18 protein-coding genes are annotated in these 15,114 nt (G+C 69.1%); 2 read left to right on the plus strand and 16 right to left on the minus strand.

All coding sequences use genetic code 11. The features are described 5' to 3' along the window. Positions 1-32: 32 nt before the first annotated feature. The 11 genes from ACVWWW_RS00150 to ACVWWW_RS00200 form a co-directional block, all read right to left on the minus strand. Positions 33-659: a YbhB/YbcL family Raf kinase inhibitor-like protein gene (locus ACVWWW_RS00150; RefSeq protein ID WP_027081587.1), complete on the minus strand. Its 627-nt coding sequence runs from the start codon at positions 657-659 to the stop codon at positions 33-35. A 30-nt stretch (positions 660-689) separates the two neighbouring features. After that, entirely contained in the window at positions 690-2,759 is a 2,070-nt protein-coding gene (locus ACVWWW_RS00155; protein WP_027081586.1) for a tetratricopeptide repeat protein, read from the minus strand. A 46-nt stretch (positions 2,760-2,805) separates the two neighbouring features. Next, positions 2,806-3,795: an alpha/beta fold hydrolase gene (locus ACVWWW_RS00160; RefSeq protein WP_027081585.1), complete on the minus strand. Its 990-nt coding sequence runs from the start codon at positions 3,793-3,795 to the stop codon at positions 2,806-2,808. Between the two features lie 6 nt (positions 3,796-3,801). Further along, a complete protein-coding gene (locus ACVWWW_RS00165) occupies positions 3,802-4,602 on the minus strand; it encodes a lysophospholipid acyltransferase family protein (RefSeq protein WP_027081584.1) in 801 nt (266 codons plus the stop codon). 49 nt (positions 4,603-4,651) lie between these two features. Continuing rightward, the gene (locus ACVWWW_RS00170; protein WP_027081583.1) at positions 4,652-5,092 is read right to left on the minus strand and encodes a hotdog fold thioesterase; all 441 of its coding nucleotides are present in this window, start codon (positions 5,090-5,092) and stop codon (positions 4,652-4,654) included. A gap of 31 nt (positions 5,093-5,123) precedes the next feature. Beyond that, a complete protein-coding gene (locus ACVWWW_RS00175) occupies positions 5,124-5,489 on the minus strand; it encodes a PDZ domain-containing protein (protein ID WP_036140931.1) in 366 nt (121 codons plus the stop codon). A gap of 19 nt (positions 5,490-5,508) precedes the next feature. Next, positions 5,509-5,697: a hypothetical protein gene (locus tag ACVWWW_RS00180; RefSeq protein ID WP_027081582.1), complete on the minus strand. Its 189-nt coding sequence runs from the start codon at positions 5,695-5,697 to the stop codon at positions 5,509-5,511. A gap of 93 nt (positions 5,698-5,790) precedes the next feature. Then, positions 5,791-6,192, minus strand: a complete 402-nt coding sequence (locus tag ACVWWW_RS00185; RefSeq protein ID WP_027081581.1) for a VOC family protein — start codon at positions 6,190-6,192, stop codon at positions 5,791-5,793. Between the two features lie 27 nt (positions 6,193-6,219). Continuing rightward, entirely contained in the window at positions 6,220-8,208 is a 1,989-nt protein-coding gene (locus ACVWWW_RS00190; RefSeq protein ID WP_027081580.1) for a phospholipase D-like domain-containing protein, read from the minus strand. A gap of 10 nt (positions 8,209-8,218) precedes the next feature. Continuing rightward, positions 8,219-8,770 (minus strand): YceI family protein, encoded by a 552-nt coding sequence (locus ACVWWW_RS00195; RefSeq protein WP_051234555.1) that lies wholly within the window; start codon positions 8,768-8,770, stop codon positions 8,219-8,221. After that, positions 8,761-9,237, minus strand: coding sequence for a SixA phosphatase family protein (locus tag ACVWWW_RS00200; protein ID WP_027081578.1), 477 nt, complete (start codon positions 9,235-9,237; stop codon positions 8,761-8,763). Before ACVWWW_RS00200 ends, ACVWWW_RS00195 begins: the two co-directional genes overlap by 10 nt. Positions 9,238-9,399: 162 nt before the next feature. Between ACVWWW_RS00200 and ACVWWW_RS00205 the strand changes: the two genes are divergently transcribed. Both ACVWWW_RS00205 and ACVWWW_RS00210 read left to right on the plus strand, forming a co-directional pair. Beyond that, complete coding sequence (locus ACVWWW_RS00205) at positions 9,400-10,887, plus strand: AAA family ATPase (RefSeq protein ID WP_027081577.1); 1,488 nt, start codon at positions 9,400-9,402, stop codon at positions 10,885-10,887. Positions 10,888-10,988: 101 nt separating this feature from the next. Further along, positions 10,989-11,192, plus strand: a complete 204-nt coding sequence (locus ACVWWW_RS00210; RefSeq protein WP_027081576.1) for a hypothetical protein — start codon at positions 10,989-10,991, stop codon at positions 11,190-11,192. Between the two features lies 1 nt (position 11,193). On the opposite strand, the gene ACVWWW_RS00215 is transcribed toward ACVWWW_RS00210, so the two are convergent. The 5 genes from ACVWWW_RS00215 to ACVWWW_RS00235 all read right to left on the minus strand — a co-directional run bounded on the left by ACVWWW_RS00215 (position 11,194) and on the right by ACVWWW_RS00235 (position 14,914). Next, positions 11,194-12,006 (minus strand): metallophosphoesterase family protein, encoded by an 813-nt coding sequence (locus ACVWWW_RS00215; RefSeq protein WP_051234553.1) that lies wholly within the window; start codon positions 12,004-12,006, stop codon positions 11,194-11,196. Further along, the gene (locus ACVWWW_RS00220; RefSeq protein WP_196804291.1) at positions 12,006-12,905 is read right to left on the minus strand and encodes a diacylglycerol kinase family protein; all 900 of its coding nucleotides are present in this window, start codon (positions 12,903-12,905) and stop codon (positions 12,006-12,008) included. Before ACVWWW_RS00220 ends, ACVWWW_RS00215 begins: the two co-directional genes overlap by 1 nt. A gap of 103 nt (positions 12,906-13,008) precedes the next feature. Then, on the minus strand, positions 13,009-13,812 hold the full coding sequence (locus ACVWWW_RS00225; RefSeq protein ID WP_051234551.1) for a hypothetical protein: 804 nt from the start codon (positions 13,810-13,812) through the stop codon (positions 13,009-13,011). Continuing rightward, entirely contained in the window at positions 13,809-14,156 is a 348-nt protein-coding gene (locus tag ACVWWW_RS00230) for a hypothetical protein (RefSeq protein WP_051234549.1), read from the minus strand. The genes ACVWWW_RS00225 and ACVWWW_RS00230 overlap by 4 nt, the downstream gene beginning before the upstream one ends. A 131-nt stretch (positions 14,157-14,287) precedes the next feature. After that, complete coding sequence (locus tag ACVWWW_RS00235; RefSeq protein ID WP_027081575.1) at positions 14,288-14,914, minus strand: tetratricopeptide repeat protein; 627 nt, start codon at positions 14,912-14,914, stop codon at positions 14,288-14,290. Positions 14,915-15,114: the final 200 nt, after the last annotated feature.

A 15,114-nucleotide genomic window follows, 5' to 3' on the forward strand; every position in this document is an offset into this window, starting at 1 on the left:
GGCCGCCATACCGAGTCTAACGGCGGAATGCTTCAGCCCTTGACGTCCGGATGCAGTGAATAGCTGGCCTGCAGCGTCGCTTCGGCGAGCACGTGGCCGTGCATCGCGCGGAACACATCGGCCGACGCAAAGCGCTCCGGCAGCTCGAGCGTCGCGACATCGAGCGCGAACAGCCGGAAGAAGTAGCGATGCAGCCGCAGGTCGTTCGGCGGCGGGAACGGGCCGTCGTAACCGCGCCAGTCGCCACGCATCGATTCGTCACCCGCGAACCAGCCGGTGTAGTCGTTGAGGCCCTGGCGGCTGCCGGCCGGACCCGCAGGCTCCTGCTTGCCGTGCGGCACCATGCCGTCGCTGTACGCACCGGCCGCGATCTCGCGCACGTCGGCCGGGATGTCGGCCATCGCCCAATGGGTGAAATCGCAACGCGGCTGGTCGACCGGAATTTCGACGCCGGGCTTGCCGACCATTTCCGGCACGGTCGGCACGTCGGGGTCCATCACCAGCAGGGTGAACGACTTTGTGCCGGCCGGCACGTCGTCCCAGCGCAGGTGCGGATTGCGGTTCCTGCCGAAGCCGACGTCGTCGCCATTGCGCACACCGGCCGCGAACTCGTCGGGCAGGCGCTGGCGATGCTGGAAGCTGTCACTGGTCAGGTGCATGGCGATCTCCGGTGGGGACGGTCGATTCGATCAGGCGGTGTAGCCCAGGCGCGCGGCGACCGGGCCGAGGATCGCGAACGCCTCGTCGAGGACGTTGGCGAAGCGCTGCCAGTGGTCGCGCGGCATGCGCGTTGGGCCGTAGGCCTGCGGCGGCGCGATCGGCACGCGCAGGTCGAGCGCGTCGGCCATGGCCTGCGCGATCGCCCGCGGATCGTGCGCGATGTCGTCCATGCGGATGATGCGGAACGGGACGATGTCGCCCGCCTCGATGTCGGCAACCTGTTCGAGCTGGCCGGCGAGCCAGCGCGCGGCCTCGACCGCCGACTCAAGACGCAGCGGCGCCGGGGCGCCGAAGGCGAGCCAGTCGAGCAGCATGTCGCGCGGGTCGCGAAGGGCGATCAGCAGCCCGGCCTCGGGGATGTTCGGACGAAGCGCAAGCGCATACGCGTTGTCCCAGAACGGCAGCCAGTCGAACACGACGCGTTCGCGCGCACCGCGGCCGGGCAGCGCCGCGCGCCACTGTGCAGCGAGGTAGGCGCTATCGAGACTGCCGTCGACCAGTGCGCGGCCGGTGTCGACGCGCTGGAACGGATCGACCGGCGGGTTCGGGCCGATGCGGTCCTGCAGCAGCGGGCCGCCCGCCACTTCCAGCGTGCGCGACAGGCGCTCGATCATCGAGCCCGGTGCGCCCCACAGGAAGACGGTGATCGGCGCGGTGTCCGGACGCGGCGCGCGCTCCGGCCACGGACCCGCATAGCCCGTCGCCGGCGGCGGTTCCATGCGGATCGACGCGGCTTCGGCATGCAACGCGAGCCACGTGGCGACTGCTTCGCGTGGCTGGCCGGCGCGGTCGTGCGCGAAGCCGAGCAGCTGCCGCAGTGCGCGCGCGATGTCGGGATCGGCAACGCGTTCGAGCAGACCATGCAGTCGGGTGACGGCGCCTTCCGGGTCGCGATCCATCAGGCCGTTGAGCAGACGCATTTCGGCCAGCGTGTGGCCCGGCTGGATGTCGACGATGCGGTAGGCGATCGCTTCCGCGCCTTCGGCGTCGCCACCCGCGTCGAGCACGGTCAGGCGCGCCATCAGCGCGGGCGGATGGTCGGGCATGGCCGCCATCCAGCGATCGATGACCGCGCGCGCTTCCGGGCCGGCGAACGTTTCGACGCCGAGTCGCGCAAGCCACAGGTCTTCGATGTGCGGGTGCGTCGCGAGCGCGGCGTCGAGCGTGCCGCGCGCATCGCCTGCAGACTCGGGCTGCTGCCATGCGGCCATCAGCGCGGCGAGCGTGCGGCGGTCGCCCGGCATCATCGCCAACGCATGCTTGAGGCGCGGCAGTGCGGCATCGACGCGGCCGGCCGCGAGTTCGAGCTCACCGGCGAGGCGATGAAGCCCCGGGCCGGTACGCGGATCGTCGAGCAGCGGTGCGAGTTCCTCGGCGGCCTGCTCGGCGCGGCCCTGCCGGCGCACGATGTCGGCGACCAGCGCACGCAGCGCGTGGTTGTCGGGCGACGTCTCCAGTACGCCGCGGAACGCCTGTTCGGCGAACGCGAGATGGTCCTTGGCGAGATACGCCGCGCCCAGCGCGTAGCGCAGCAACGGCTCGTCGGGTGCGTGCTTGCTCGCAGTCGCGACGAGGGCCAGCGCCTCATCCGGGCGACCGCGACGCAGTGCGAGCAGGCCTTCGACCGCGCTCAGCTGCGGATGCTGCGGCGCGATGCGCGCGGCCGTGCGGACGAGGCGATCGGCTTCGTCCAGCTCACCGCGTGCCAGCGCGAGTTGCGCCTGGATGATGTACGCCGGGAACTGGTTGGGATCGAGGCCGACACTGCGTGCCAGCGCGATTTCCGCCGCGTCGAGGTCGCGCGACTGCAGCAGCAGGCCTGCGCGTTCGAGGTGCAGGTCGGCATCTTCGGGATGGTGTTCGAGCGCGCGGTCGAGCGTGGCGAACGCCGCATCGGTATCACCCGAAAGACGCTGCGCGGCGGCGAGCAGGCGCTGGGCGCGCAGGTCGTCGGGCTGCTGCTCGACGAGCGACTGCGCGGCGGACAGGGCTTCGTCGGCGGCGCCGCGGCGGAGCGCGTCGAGGACGGTGTCGTACATGGAAATTCCGGAGATCGAGCGAGGCGACCCCGGATTGTAGCGGGGGCTAAGCGCCGGCCGGACGGTCGAGCACGTCGGCGACCCAACGTTCGGCGAAGCCGTCCAGCCGCGCGTTCTGCAGGAAGCCGCAGTGGCCGCCGTGCGGGGTGACGACGAGGTTGGTCGACGGCGCGAGCGTCAGCGTCTCGAAGTCGTGGACCGGGATCACCGGATCGTCGGCCGCGGTGAGGATTTCGGCCGGCACGTCGAGCTTGGCCAAGCGGTCGCCACCGATCGTGTAGCGGTCGAAGTAGCCGTCGAGCGTGCCGTAGTCGGTATGGCCTTCGACCAACGCGCGGGTGATCTCGCGCAGGCGCTGGCCGAGCGTGCGGTCGTCGAGGTGCGTGAGGTGCGGATACAGCTCGCGCTTGCGCAGCAGCGAACCGCGCCACTTGCGCTCGAAATAGCGTCGATAGACGCCGACACCGTGATCCATCGCGTCCATGGTGTGCGCGGGATCGATCACCGGGCAGACCGCCGCGACGCGCTCCAGGCGCAGGCCGGCGGCGGTCGCACGAAGAGCGAGTCGCAATGCGAAGTTGCCGCCCAGCGAGTACCCCGCGGCGACCGTGCGCGATGCGGGAAAACGTCGCGATACGTCGACCGCCGCGCGCACGACCTCGTCGATGCGACCGGAGTGGAAGATCTCTTCGTTGAGGTGGTGCGTGTCGCCGTGGTCGCGGAAGTTGAGGCGGAATGTCGACCAGCCGCGTCGGAGCAGCTCGGCGGCGGTAAGACGCATGTAGCTGGAGTCGACGCTGCCTTCCCAGCCGTGCAGCAGCAGGGCCAGGCCTTTGCTCGCGCCGTTCCCGGGTTCGTCGTGCACGCCGGCGAGGCGCACACCGTCGCCGGCGTCGACCAAGTGCGTCGTGGTGCGCGCGGCCTGCGCGGCGAGTCGTCGCTTGCCGAGGTAACCGCGCAGCGGACTGGTGCCGAGGACGGTCTGCAGGTGGGCGTTCCGCAGGCCGCGCGGTGGCGCGAAGTCGACCGTCGACATCCCGGCTCAGCCGCCCATCGCGGCGATGATGCGGGCACGCGCGAGGTCGGCGATGCGGCGTCGACCGTCTTCCTGCCCGGCCGCGATCGGCTCGAGGAAATGCACGGTCGCGGTGCGCGCGGGCTCACCGAGCAGACGGATCAGGTTCGCGCCGAAGCTCTCGCGCCGGCCGAAGGCGACCGTGGTCTGCGCCGCGCCGTTCTCGCCGTAGATCAGCGCGACCGGCTGCACCGGTACGTTGGCGTCGACCGCCGCGGTGAAGATGCGCGCGTGGAACGGGCCGATCTCGGTGCCGCCGCGAGTGCCGCCTTCGGGGAACACGCCCACCGAATCGCCGCGCTGCAGGCGTCGGACCATCTCGCCCAGCACGCCACCCAGTGATTCGGTGCTGCCGCGGCGGTGGAAGATGGTCTGCCCGCGCGCGGCCAGCCAGCCCACCAGCGGCCAGGCCGCGATCTCGTCCTTGGCGACGAAACCCATCATCCGCTGGCTGTGCAGCATCGAGATGTCGACCCAGCCGACATGGTTGGCGACGAACATGGTCGCGCCTTCGAGTGGCGTGCCCGCGCGACGCAGGCGGAAGCCGAAGATCCACATCAGCCCGCCCTGCCAGGCGCGGATCGCGCGGTGCTGGAAGGGCTCGTCGCCCCACCGCCAGCTCCGGGCCAACGGCGTCAGCACGAGCAGGAGCAGCGGCAGGTGGATCAGCGCATGCCAGAGCAGCATCGGCACGCGGATCAGGTAACGGAGCGCGCGCAGGACGGCAGCGCCCGGTGCGGCGCCTGCGGGGGACGTGGGCGCGTTCATCGGCGGCACGATACCGGACGCATGCGGCCCCCGGGAACGCGATCGTCGATCAAGCGGGCGTCCGCGCGACCACGGCCAGCGTCAGCCGCGAGATGCAGACCAGCTTGCCGCGCTCGTCCTCAATTCGGATTTCCCAGACATGGGTGCTCGCGCCGATGTGCAACGGCCGCGCCGTGCCAGTAACGACGCCCTCGCGTACGCCGCGCACATGGTTGGCGTTGATTTCGATGCCGACGCAGATGCGGTCTTCGGGCACGCACATATTGCCGGCGGTCGAGCCCAGCGTTTCGGCGAGCAGCACCGAGGCGCCGCCGTGCAGCAGGCCATAGGGTTGGCGGGTGCGGTCGTCGACCGGCATCGTCGCGCACAGGAAATCGGCGCCGAGTTCGGAGAATCGGATGCCCAGCGGCACCATCGCGGTGTGCCCGGACAGCGCGTTGAGGTCGTCGAGTGTGGTCGTGCCGCGGAACGGCGAGGCGGTCGAAGTCATCGCGCCACGATACCGTGCGCGGTCGCGCGGATCAGCCGGCAATGAGGTCCAGCGTGGCGACGCGGCCGTCTGCATGGCGCACGGTCATACGCAGGTGCTGGCCGCGCTGCAGGTCGTGCAACTTCGCGCCGAGCGGTCGTGCGGGCAGCCCGTGGACGGCGGCGCCGTCGATCTCCAGCACCTGGTCACCCGGGCGCAGGTCAGCCGCGGAGGCCGGCGAGCCGGCGGTCACCGTCTTCACGGTGACGCGTTCGAGGGTCGGCGTCAGGAAGAAGCCGGAGGTCTCGATGTCGACGGCGAATCCAAGACGGCCCTTCGCGGCGCTCGCAGGGCTCATGGCCATCGCGAAGGCGAGGCCGGCGGCGGTGGCGGCGCGAAGGGCGGTCGGTCGGAACATGGTCGTTACGGTCGACAGATCAGGCGACGCGGAAGCGCGGGCCGGCCCATTCGGTGGTGTAACGGCGGGTGGTCGCGTAGCCGCTGCTCTTGCCGTAGCCGACGCCGAAGTCGCGTTCGCGCGGGTTCGAGAGGGTGAAGGGGACAACGCGGGCGGTTTCGGCCGGGGTCGGGTTCGCGGTCGGGGCGGTGCGTTCGGTGGTGGTCATGGCGGCTTCCTCGGTGAGTTGGTGAATCGGTGTGTTGGTAGAGTACAACACCTAGACGATTCGCCATGGGCCAGAAGTCACCCCACCGATGGACTAGCCGGCCGAGCCCGCTCCAGCGGCCGCCGCGCGATAGGTTCCGAGCCACCAGAGGTTGCCCTGCGGGTCGCGGACGCCGGCGCTGCGGTCGCCATAAGGAAGGTCGCGCGGTTCGACCACGCTGGTCGCCCCGGCCGCGAGTGCCCGCGCATGGCAGGCATCGACATCGGGCACGTAGACATGCACGGACGCGCTCATCGCGGCGCCGGGACGCTCGCCGATCATCACGATCGACTCCTCGATCGCGACTTCCGCATGGCGGATGCCGCCGTCCGGCGTGGCATGACGCACGCGTTCGACCGCGGCGAATACATCGACGAGGAATGCGATTTGCGCGGCGGCATCTTCGACGACGAGATACGGCGCAACCGCGGGATGGCCTGCGGGACGATGCGACATGTCGACCTCCGTGTCGTGGCGGATGACTTACAGAATCGGTGCGAGCCCCGCGCCGAACGCGGTGAAGATGCGCGTCATCACCGTCTTGAAGCCGATCGCGACTTCGGGGAAATCGCCGACGGGTTCGTAGCAGTCGCGAAAACGCGGATCATCCGGCGGCAATGGCAACGGGCATTTCGTCGACGGCCGGAATTCGTAGCTGGTGCCGTAGCGTCGCGGCCACAGGTCGAAGATCGGCAACTGCTCGGACGCCTTGGTCACCGTGTAGTCGACGCCCGACAGCACCGGCGCCTTGTCGCGCGGCGCGATCACCCACGAATTCGCCGGCGAGATATCGCGACCGATGCTCGCGGCGAGCGCGCGTGCGAACGTCGGATCGCGCACCACCACCATCGACTCGGTGTTGTAGTGATCACCGCGCGGATCGAAGTTGTGCGTGCCGACGATGCCGACGGTCTCGTCGATCACCACCGACTTCGCGTGCAGGCCCATGCGCACGCCGGCGCGTTCCAGCGGCACCGGCGAATTGCTGCGTCGGCTGCCGTAGGCGAGCGCCGCGAATTCGCGCTCGAGCGGGCGCGGCGTGGCGCGACGCGCGTTCTGCCGCGCGATGTCGCAGTCGACGACGCTGCGGCGATCGCAGTTGACGTGCGCGGGTGTCGCGCTCGGCACGTCGCTGGTCGCGGGTGTTGCGCTGTTCGGCGGAGCGGCCGCGGTCGACAATGCGTTGTTGCGAACGACGTCGACCGGCACCGCGCCGGTGGTGGCGACGTCGATCGGCACGTCCTGCGGGAACGGCTTCATCTCGTAGATGTTGAAACCGTACTCACGCAGGTAACGGCGCTTGTACTTGTACGACAGCGCGTACGCGATGAACGCGTCGGTCGCGGCCAGGCTATTGGTCGAGATGATCACGCGCGGCGGATCCGTGCGCTGGTGCAGCGTGCTGAACATCTCGCGCGCCGGTTTCGACAGCACGAGATACGGCGTCTGCAGCATGACGCGAGCCTTCGCGCCGAGGATGAGGTCGCGCAGGGTGACGCTGGCCGGCGACAGCCCGCTGGCTTCGACCTTCCCCGGCGGATCGGCAACGTATTCGACATCCGACACCGGAATCACGTTGCCCATCAGGCGACGCGTCACGAATGACGGATCGTCGACGAGCGCCTTTGCCGCGCGCAGGCGTTCGGGATGTTCGTAACCGTTGGGCAACGCGGGGATGCCGTCGTGCACCAGCGACTTGCCCACGTCGGACAGATGCTCGATCGGCACCGCGCGGCGGTCCTGCCAGTACGCCTCGAAGCTGTCGTGCATGACGCGCGCGGCGGGGCCGGCGATCACCACGTCGCGGTCGCGGAAGTTGTACTCCTCGCTCCAGTCGTAATAGTCGTCCTGATAATTGCGCCCGCCGGTGATGCCCACCGCGCCGTCGACCAGCAACAGTTTGGTGTGCATGCGGCGATTGAGTTCGTGCCAGCAGCACGCAGCAGCGAGCGCATAACCGGGATAGCTGATGCGCGCGCGACCGAGCACCGGGTTGTAGATGCGCGCCTGCAGGTTCGCGTGCACGCCGGCGAGCGCGGCCAGTGTTTCGACGCGCTTCAATGCGGACAACTGGTCCATCAGGATGCGCACGTGCACGCCGCGCTTCGCCGCCACAACGAGCTCGTCGAGCACGAAACGTGACGCGTCGTCCTCGTCGAAGATGTAGGTCTGAAGGTCGATGCTGGTGGTGGCGCTGCGGATCAGGTCGACGCGCGCGAGCAATGCATCGGCGCCGCGATCGAGCAGCATCGTGTAGTGATGCGGCTGCTCGGGCGTGGACTCGCTGAAGGCGCGACCGGCCAGTTCATGCAGCGGCGATGGCCGCGCGCAGGCATTGGGTTGATCGCAGTCGACGGTGGTTGGACGCGCGGCATCGACCACCGTATCGACGCGACGCATCTCGCGCGCGGACATGCCCGCGCAGCCGGCGAGCATCGCCGCCAGCAGGAGCAGCACGAACAGGCGCGGCAATGGGGACCGGTCAGTCGACAAACAGGACATTCAGTTGGAAACGAACGCGGTCGGCCAGCGCCCAGCGCCAACCGTCGAGACCGTAATCATCGCGGCTCACGCGGCCCGACGCGAGGATCGGGCAGTCGTAACCCGGTCGCGCGCAACTCGTGGCGGCGAGATCGAAGCGTTCGCGATGCTCGACGCCGTGCATGCGCAACACGCCTTCCATCCGCCCGCCGTCATGCGCGAACGTCGCCGGAAACGGGTCGGAAGTGAATTCGATATCCGGGTAATGGGTGACGTCGAACAACTGCGGCCCGCGCGCGAGCTTCGTGTAGTAGTCCGATGCACCGACGCGCAGTTCGCGCGCATCCAGCCGAAGGTGCACCCGGCGGCGCCCGTCGGCCAGCGTGTCGACGCGGCCATCGAATGCCGGAAAACTTCCGCGCACCGGCGAACCGATGCGCGTGTGAATGTCGAACGCGATGCGCGAACGGGCGACGTCCAGTGCCTGCGCGGGGCTGCGCCCGCAGGCCATGCCGAGCAACAGGGCAACGACGATGCGCGGCGTCACGGCCACCAGAACTGGGTGAGCTCGGCGACGCCGGGCTCGAGCGCGGCGTCGGCCGGCATCGACAGCACGACCACGCCCGCAGGCGGCACGCCGCGGTAGTCGCCCGACTGACCGCTCGCCATCAGCGCGACGAGCTGCTCGACGCCGGGGTTGTGGCCGACCAGCATCACCCGGCGCGTGTCGCGGTAGCGGTCGGCGATCTCGATGAGCTCGCCGGGCGTGGCTTCGTAGATGCCGGGCTCGACGCGCTGGTCGATATAGCCGGTCGCGCGCATCACGCCTTCCAGCGTGTCGCGGGTGCGGCGCGAGGGCGAGATCAGCACAACGTCCGGCACTTCGCCGTGCTCGACCAGCCAACGCCCGACCGCCTCCGACGCGGCCTGCCCTTCCGCCGAGAGCGGTCGATCGGCGTCGGCCTGTCCCGACTGCGGGGCTTCGGCGTGGGCGTGTCGCAGCAGGATCAGATGGCGCATGGTCGGCGGACTCCTGGGTGGCATCAGCTTGGGGCTTCGCGGTCGCCGCGAAGTGAACGGTCGCCATCGAGGCTACACCGCGCGCGGCATCGGCGGCGTGCGTCGCGCTGCCCGTATCATTCGCGCTCGCCGGCGCCGGACGCCCGGCCGGGACGGCTTCGAATGAGTGAACTGCACGACCTCGTCGCGTTGATCCGCGCGAACACCCCGCTGATCGTGATCGAGACCCGCGACGAGGCACGCGTGGTCGAACTCTTCCGCCAGGCGCTGATGCAGGTGTGGCGCGAGCTGTACCGGTGGTCGATCACCGAAGGCCTGCGCCGGCTCGACTTCGACCGCGAGGATCCGCCGCACATCGCGCCGGATGCGACGAATACCTTCCAGGCGATGCGCGACGCCGAGCAGCGCGGCGTCTACGTGCTGTTCGACATGCATCCCTACCTCGGCTACGCCGGCAGCCAGCGCATGCTGCGCGACCTGGTGCAGCGTCGCGACTGCCAGCCGCACGTGATCGTGCTGGTCGGCCAGAACGTCGAGCTGCCGCCGGATCTCGAATCGCTCGCGGTGCGCTTCCGTCCGCAGCTGCCCGACGCGAACGCGCGGTTGAAGATCGTTCGCGAGGAAGCCGACAACTTCGCGCGCGAGAACGGCGGGCGACGCGTACAGGTCGACGCCGAAGCCGTGCAGCAGATCGTGCGCAACCTGCGCGGGCTCGATCCGGTGGACGTGCGCCGCATCGCACGCCACCTGATCTTCCGCGACGGCGCGCTCGGCCAGGACGACCTGCCCGAACTCGCCAAGCTCAAGTTCGAACTGCTCAACCGCAGCGGCCATCTGTCCTACGAGTACGACGGCGCGCACATGGACGACGTCGCCGGTGCGCGTCGCCTGAAGAACTGGATCGCGCAGCGCAAGAACGTGTTCCTCGCCGCCGAGCCACCGCCGGGGCTCGATCCGCCCAAGGGCATGCTGCTGCTCGGCGTGCAGGGCTGCGGCAAGTCGATGCTGGCCAAGGCCGTCGCCGCGGGTTTCGGCGTGCCGCTGGTGCGGCTGGACTTCGGCACGCTGTATGACAAGTTCCACGGCGAGACCGAGAAGAACCTGCGGCAGGCGCTGGAATCCGTCGAGCAGCTCGAACCCTGCGTACTCTGGATCGACGAGATCGAGAAGGGCGTGTCGACCGACGAAGGCAATGGCGATGGCGGCGTCTCGCGTCGCGTGCTCGGCTTCCTGCTGACGTGGATGGCCGAGCGAAAGTCGCGCGTGTTCCTCGTCGCCACCGCGAACCAGATCGACGCGCTGCCGCCGGAACTGCTGCGCAAGGGGCGTTTCGACGAGATCTTCTTCGTGGACCTGCCCACCCGCGAGGCGCGCGAACAGCTCTTCAACGTGCACATGAAACAGCGCGGGCTGGATCCGTCGACGTTCGACATTGGCGCATTGGCGGGCGCCAGCGACGGGTTCTCCGGCGCGGAAATCGAGCAGGCGATTGTGTCGGGGCTCTATTCCGCGCATGCCGCCGGCGTTGCGTTGTCGGACTTCACTCTGCGCGGCGAACTGCGCAATACGCGCCCGCTGTCGGTGGTGATGGGCGAACGCGTGGCCGCGCTGCGCGACTGGGCGCAGGGCCGCACGGTGCCGGCGGACTGAGCCAGCGTTTCGGATTTGTCCGACGCCGCGCTGCGTCGGTCACCGACGGCGCGGTGTAATCGCGATCTCCACACTGCGCGGCATTCCACGGGAACGCCGCCATGCAACGCATCGTCATCGAACCGATTGAAGACGGCTGGCTGTTGCGCCGCCCTTGTGGCCACGCCGAATGGATCAATACGCGCGACTGGGCCGAACGCGCCGCCGAAAGCGTCGCGCATGAATTCCATGCGCGTTCCGGACGTCCGACCTATGCGGTGGTGGCGAACGACGACGGCTTCGTCGAGTTCGCGCGCTTCGGTTGACTCAGGCCGGCTGCCAGCCGGTACCGTGCACGTAGCGATAGATCACTTCGGCCTGTTGCACGAAGGCACGCGCGTCCGCCGTCCAGCGCCAGGTCTGCACCGCCAGCTCGGTCTCGCCGATGCGCAGCACGTTGAACGCGTTCGCCTCGTCGCGTTCGCGCGTCGATGTCGCCGTGCCGGCCTGCACCACGAGCGCCTGGAAGCCGGCGATGCGATAGCGATGCGCGGTAGTGCCGACGTTGCTGTGGTGCAGGTGGCCGGACATGAAGACGTCGACTTCGGCCTTGGCGAACTCGGACATCGCCATCGGCGCGCGACCGAGCACGTCCTCCTCGTCGCCACCCGCAGGCACGTCGAACGGATGGTGCGTCACCACGATTCGCGTGACGTTCTCCGGCAGGCCGTGGAAACGCTGCTCGATCTCGCGCACCTGGTCGACGTTGATGCGCCCACCCTTGAACGTGAGCGAGCGCGCGGTGTTGACGCCAACGACCGCGATCTCGTCATCGACGAAGGTCGGCATCTCGACATCGGTGATGTAGCGATGGAATCGCGTCAGCGGCGACAGGAAGCGGCGCGCGACGTCGTAATACGGAATGTCGTGGTTGCCGGGCACGACGATCTGCGGTCCGGGCAAGGTCGCGAGATAGTCGCGTGCCTCTTCGAACTGCGCATTGCGCGCGCGCTGGGTGAGGTCGCCGGACACCACCAGCACGTCGGGTTTGATGTCGACGATCGCGCGGCGCAACGGTTCGAGCAGCGCGGGATCGACGCGTCCGAAATGCAGGTCGGAAATCTGGACGACGGTACGCATCAGGCGGGCTCCGGGCGCGGTGCGAGCACCTTCAGCGCGCGCGGCATCACGCGGAAGCGCACCGGCGAGTCGGTCATCTCGACTTCGCCGTCGCGCGCAAGGCGAACGCTGTGCTTGCCGCTTTCGACGACGAGGCTGGTGGTCGCGATCGCGTCGAGGTCGCGTCGGTCCGAGACGCGCCCGATCAGCGCACGCAGCGCGAGACTGATCAGGCCCCATGTCGTATGCGGGCGCAGCACGTAGACCGACAGCACGCCGTCGTCGAGACAGGCGCGCTCGCCGGCATGCGGGCCCTGCACCACGTAATCGTTGTTGCCGACGAACACGAACGGCGTGTATCGACGCAATTCCTCGCCATCGGCATGCAGCACCACGGAGAACGCCTGCGGCCTGCGCAACGCATGCCACGAGGCCTGCACCAGCGCCGACCATTTGCCGAGGTGACGTCGCGACTGGATCTGGTCGCGATGCGCGACCATCTGCGCGTACAGGCCCAGGCTGGAGTTGTTGAGGAAGAGGTTCCCGTTGACCTCGCCGACGTCGACCTCGCGCATCTCGCCTTCGGTGAGCACGCGCGCGGCGGCTTCGAGATCATCGGGCAGGCCCAGGTCGCGCGCGAAATGATTGAGCGTGCCGGCCGGCAGCACGCCCAGGGTCACGCCGGCTTCGATCGCATGCTTCGCCACCGCATTGACCGTGCCGTCGCCACCCGCAGCCACGATGCAACGCGGCTTGGCCGCGATCGCGCGGGCGATGACGTCGTCGAGCTTGGCCGGGTCGTCGACCATGTGCAGCGTCGCCTCCACGCCCGCAGCCTTGAGTGCCTTCCGCAGTTCGTCTTCGGCGTTCTCGCCGCTGTGCGAATGCGCATTGGCGATGACGTGCAGGGATTCGCTCACGGCGGTCTCCAGAAGGAGACCGGAGCATCCGGGAGCGGCCGTGCAGCGGCCGTCAGGGCCGAGACCGGTGTTCAGCCGGCGTGCGGCTGACACCGTCATGCGATCAGCGCGTGCCCGTGGCCTGCTGCACCACGCGCGAACTCAACACCTTGCCGCTGGCATCGAGCGTGCGCTCGACGACGTTGCCCGACGCGTCGACCACGCGCTGCACCGTCTGGCCCAGCGAATTCACCGTCGACGACAGCACGCTGCCGGGCTTCAACGCATCCGAGGCCACGTTGCCCACCGTGCCGACCGTGCGATCGACCACGCCGCCCGGCTGGATCGCATTGTTCGCGACGCCGCCCACGGTGCCGACGGTGCGGTCCACGACGCCGCCCGGACGAATCGCCGTGTTCGCCACGCCGCCGACCGTGCCGACCGTCTTGTCGACCGAGTCGAGCAGCTTGGTGAGGATCTGCGGATTGCGATCGATGGTGGTGAGCGTGCGGTCGATGATGCCGGCGACGTTGTCGAGCCGCACCTTCAGCAGCACCTGCGCCTTGACGCCCTTGATCTGGATGTTGACGCGCTCGATGCCGACATCGGCACCGGCATTGAGCTTGAGCAGGTTGGCGAGCTGCGCGTTGAGCGCGATGTGCGCCTGCAGGTTCTGCACGTCGAGCTTGATCTCGTCGACCGACAGGTTCGGGATGTCGAGCAGCACGTCAGGCTCGTCGCTGCTCGAGGACGCGCGGTAACCCGTCGTGCCCGTTGTCGTGCCGACGCGGCTGACCGGCGTGACGTTGCGATCGACTGGCGTCGTCGTGGTGCCCGACGCGGTCGACGTGGACTGCTGAGCGAAGGCGAGCGGCGCGGAGGCGAGCAGCAACGCGCAGGCGAGCGCGCGCGGGAACGGACGGGTCATGGGCGGTCCTCGGGAGGCGGGGAAGAAGCGGAAGTCGTGGCGTCGACGGTCGGATCGAGCAGCGTCGCGCTGATCGTGGTGCCCACGGTGACGTTGTTATAGGTGCCAGCGCGAACGGGTGTCGGCAGGCCATCGCGCTCGACGTCGTGGCGATGCTCCAGGCGCGGGCCGCCTTCGAAGGTCACGTGCGTCTGCGGATCGCTGGCGAACCGCACGCTGTCCATGTGGACGTCGGCGGCGAATTCGATGTCGGGCAACGGCGCGGCATCGCGCGGGGGCGCCTGCTGGGCGAGCGCGGGAAGGCTCGCGAAGGCCAGCAGCGATGCGATGCGTCGAAGGTTCAAGCGCGGCCTGCGTTGCCGGGAGACGCGGCAATCTAGCAAGCGCGACCGTGTAAGCGGCGTTGGTGCCACACGGGCCTCGTCACCGCGGCAGGATGCCGCGGTGACGGTCATGCATCAGAACAAGGAACCGCTTACGGCCACTTCGGCGGATTCGCGGCCCATGCGGCCCGCACTTCGGCCAGCGTCGCGCGCTCGTCGTCCTTCCACTGCGGCAGCAGCTGCGCGTACTGCGCGGCGGTCGACCACTGGGTCGGCTCGGTGCGCACGGCGGCGGCGTACCAGCGGATCGCGTCGTCCTTACGGCCGAGCTTCCAGAGGGCGATTGCCAGGGTCTGGGGCATCCAGCTCGAGGCGATGCCGCGGTTGCCGAGGTCCGACCACTCGCGCAGTGCGCCAGCGGCATCACCGGAGCGGTAGAGGTCCCAGCCGTAGTTCCACTTCACCGGGCGCCACAGGCCGTTGTTGCTGTCCATGCCCGACATCGCGCGTCCATAAAGGCTCAGGCCGAGCTCGTTGCGACCGGTCTGCATGGCGAAGTGCGCGAGCTGCGCGGCTTCCAGGGTGTGCTCGGCGTTGCGCTCGACCGAACGCATGAGGCGATCGATGGCGGTCTGGCTGCGATCCTTGATCTCGAGGACGGGACGCTGCGAGAGCGCGTCAGCGTCGAAGTAGAACTCGACCTGGCGCGGCAGCGCCTGGGCGGAAACGGTGCCGGCCAGAGCGAGCAGCGCGGCGGCGAGAAGGGTGCGGGCGATCATTGCGGGTACGACCTTTCGTTGACGAACGGGGGAGCGGCTCGCGGCCGCGCGCGGCGGAGAAGCAAATCCGGTGCCACAGCCGCGCCCCGTACGCCGCCGAACGGGGAGATCCGCGCCCCGCTGCTAGAATTCTCCCGCTCGCCGGCGCGTCGACTCTCTCCGCCGGCCTCCCTTCCCGACGCCACCTCGCGGCCCATTGG

Source organism: Lysobacter sp. HA18, assembly GCF_054057595.1.

Bases quoted from the DNA above. Each gene is read 5' to 3' on its own strand.
- ACVWWW_RS00200 (WP_027081578.1), bottom strand. From the start codon at position 9,237: ATGCGCCATCTGATCCTGCTGCGACACGCCCACGCCGAAGCCCCGCAG.
- ACVWWW_RS00180 (WP_027081582.1), bottom strand. From the start codon at position 5,697: ATGACCACCACCGAACGCACCGCCCCGACCGCGAACCCGACCCCGGCC.
- ACVWWW_RS00175 (WP_036140931.1), bottom strand. From the start codon at position 5,489: ATGTTCCGACCGACCGCCCTTCGCGCCGCCACCGCCGCCGGCCTCGCC.
- ACVWWW_RS00185 (WP_027081581.1), bottom strand. From the start codon at position 6,192: ATGTCGCATCGTCCCGCAGGCCATCCCGCGGTTGCGCCGTATCTCGTC.
- ACVWWW_RS00205 (WP_027081577.1), top strand. From the start codon at position 9,400: ATGAGTGAACTGCACGACCTCGTCGCGTTGATCCGCGCGAACACCCCG.
- ACVWWW_RS00235 (WP_027081575.1), bottom strand. From the start codon at position 14,914: ATGATCGCCCGCACCCTTCTCGCCGCCGCGCTGCTCGCTCTGGCCGGC.
- ACVWWW_RS00160 (WP_027081585.1), bottom strand. From the start codon at position 3,795: ATGTCGACGGTCGACTTCGCGCCACCGCGCGGCCTGCGGAACGCCCAC.
- ACVWWW_RS00150 (WP_027081587.1), bottom strand. From the start codon at position 659: ATGCACCTGACCAGTGACAGCTTCCAGCATCGCCAGCGCCTGCCCGAC.
- ACVWWW_RS00225 (WP_051234551.1), bottom strand. From the start codon at position 13,812: ATGACCCGTCCGTTCCCGCGCGCGCTCGCCTGCGCGTTGCTGCTCGCC.
- ACVWWW_RS00165 (WP_027081584.1), bottom strand. From the start codon at position 4,602: ATGAACGCGCCCACGTCCCCCGCAGGCGCCGCACCGGGCGCTGCCGTC.
- ACVWWW_RS00170 (WP_027081583.1), bottom strand. From the start codon at position 5,092: ATGACTTCGACCGCCTCGCCGTTCCGCGGCACGACCACACTCGACGAC.
- ACVWWW_RS00215 (WP_051234553.1), bottom strand. From the start codon at position 12,006: ATGCGTACCGTCGTCCAGATTTCCGACCTGCATTTCGGACGCGTCGAT.
- ACVWWW_RS00155 (WP_027081586.1), bottom strand. From the start codon at position 2,759: ATGTACGACACCGTCCTCGACGCGCTCCGCCGCGGCGCCGCCGACGAA.
- ACVWWW_RS00210 (WP_027081576.1), top strand. From the start codon at position 10,989: ATGCAACGCATCGTCATCGAACCGATTGAAGACGGCTGGCTGTTGCGC.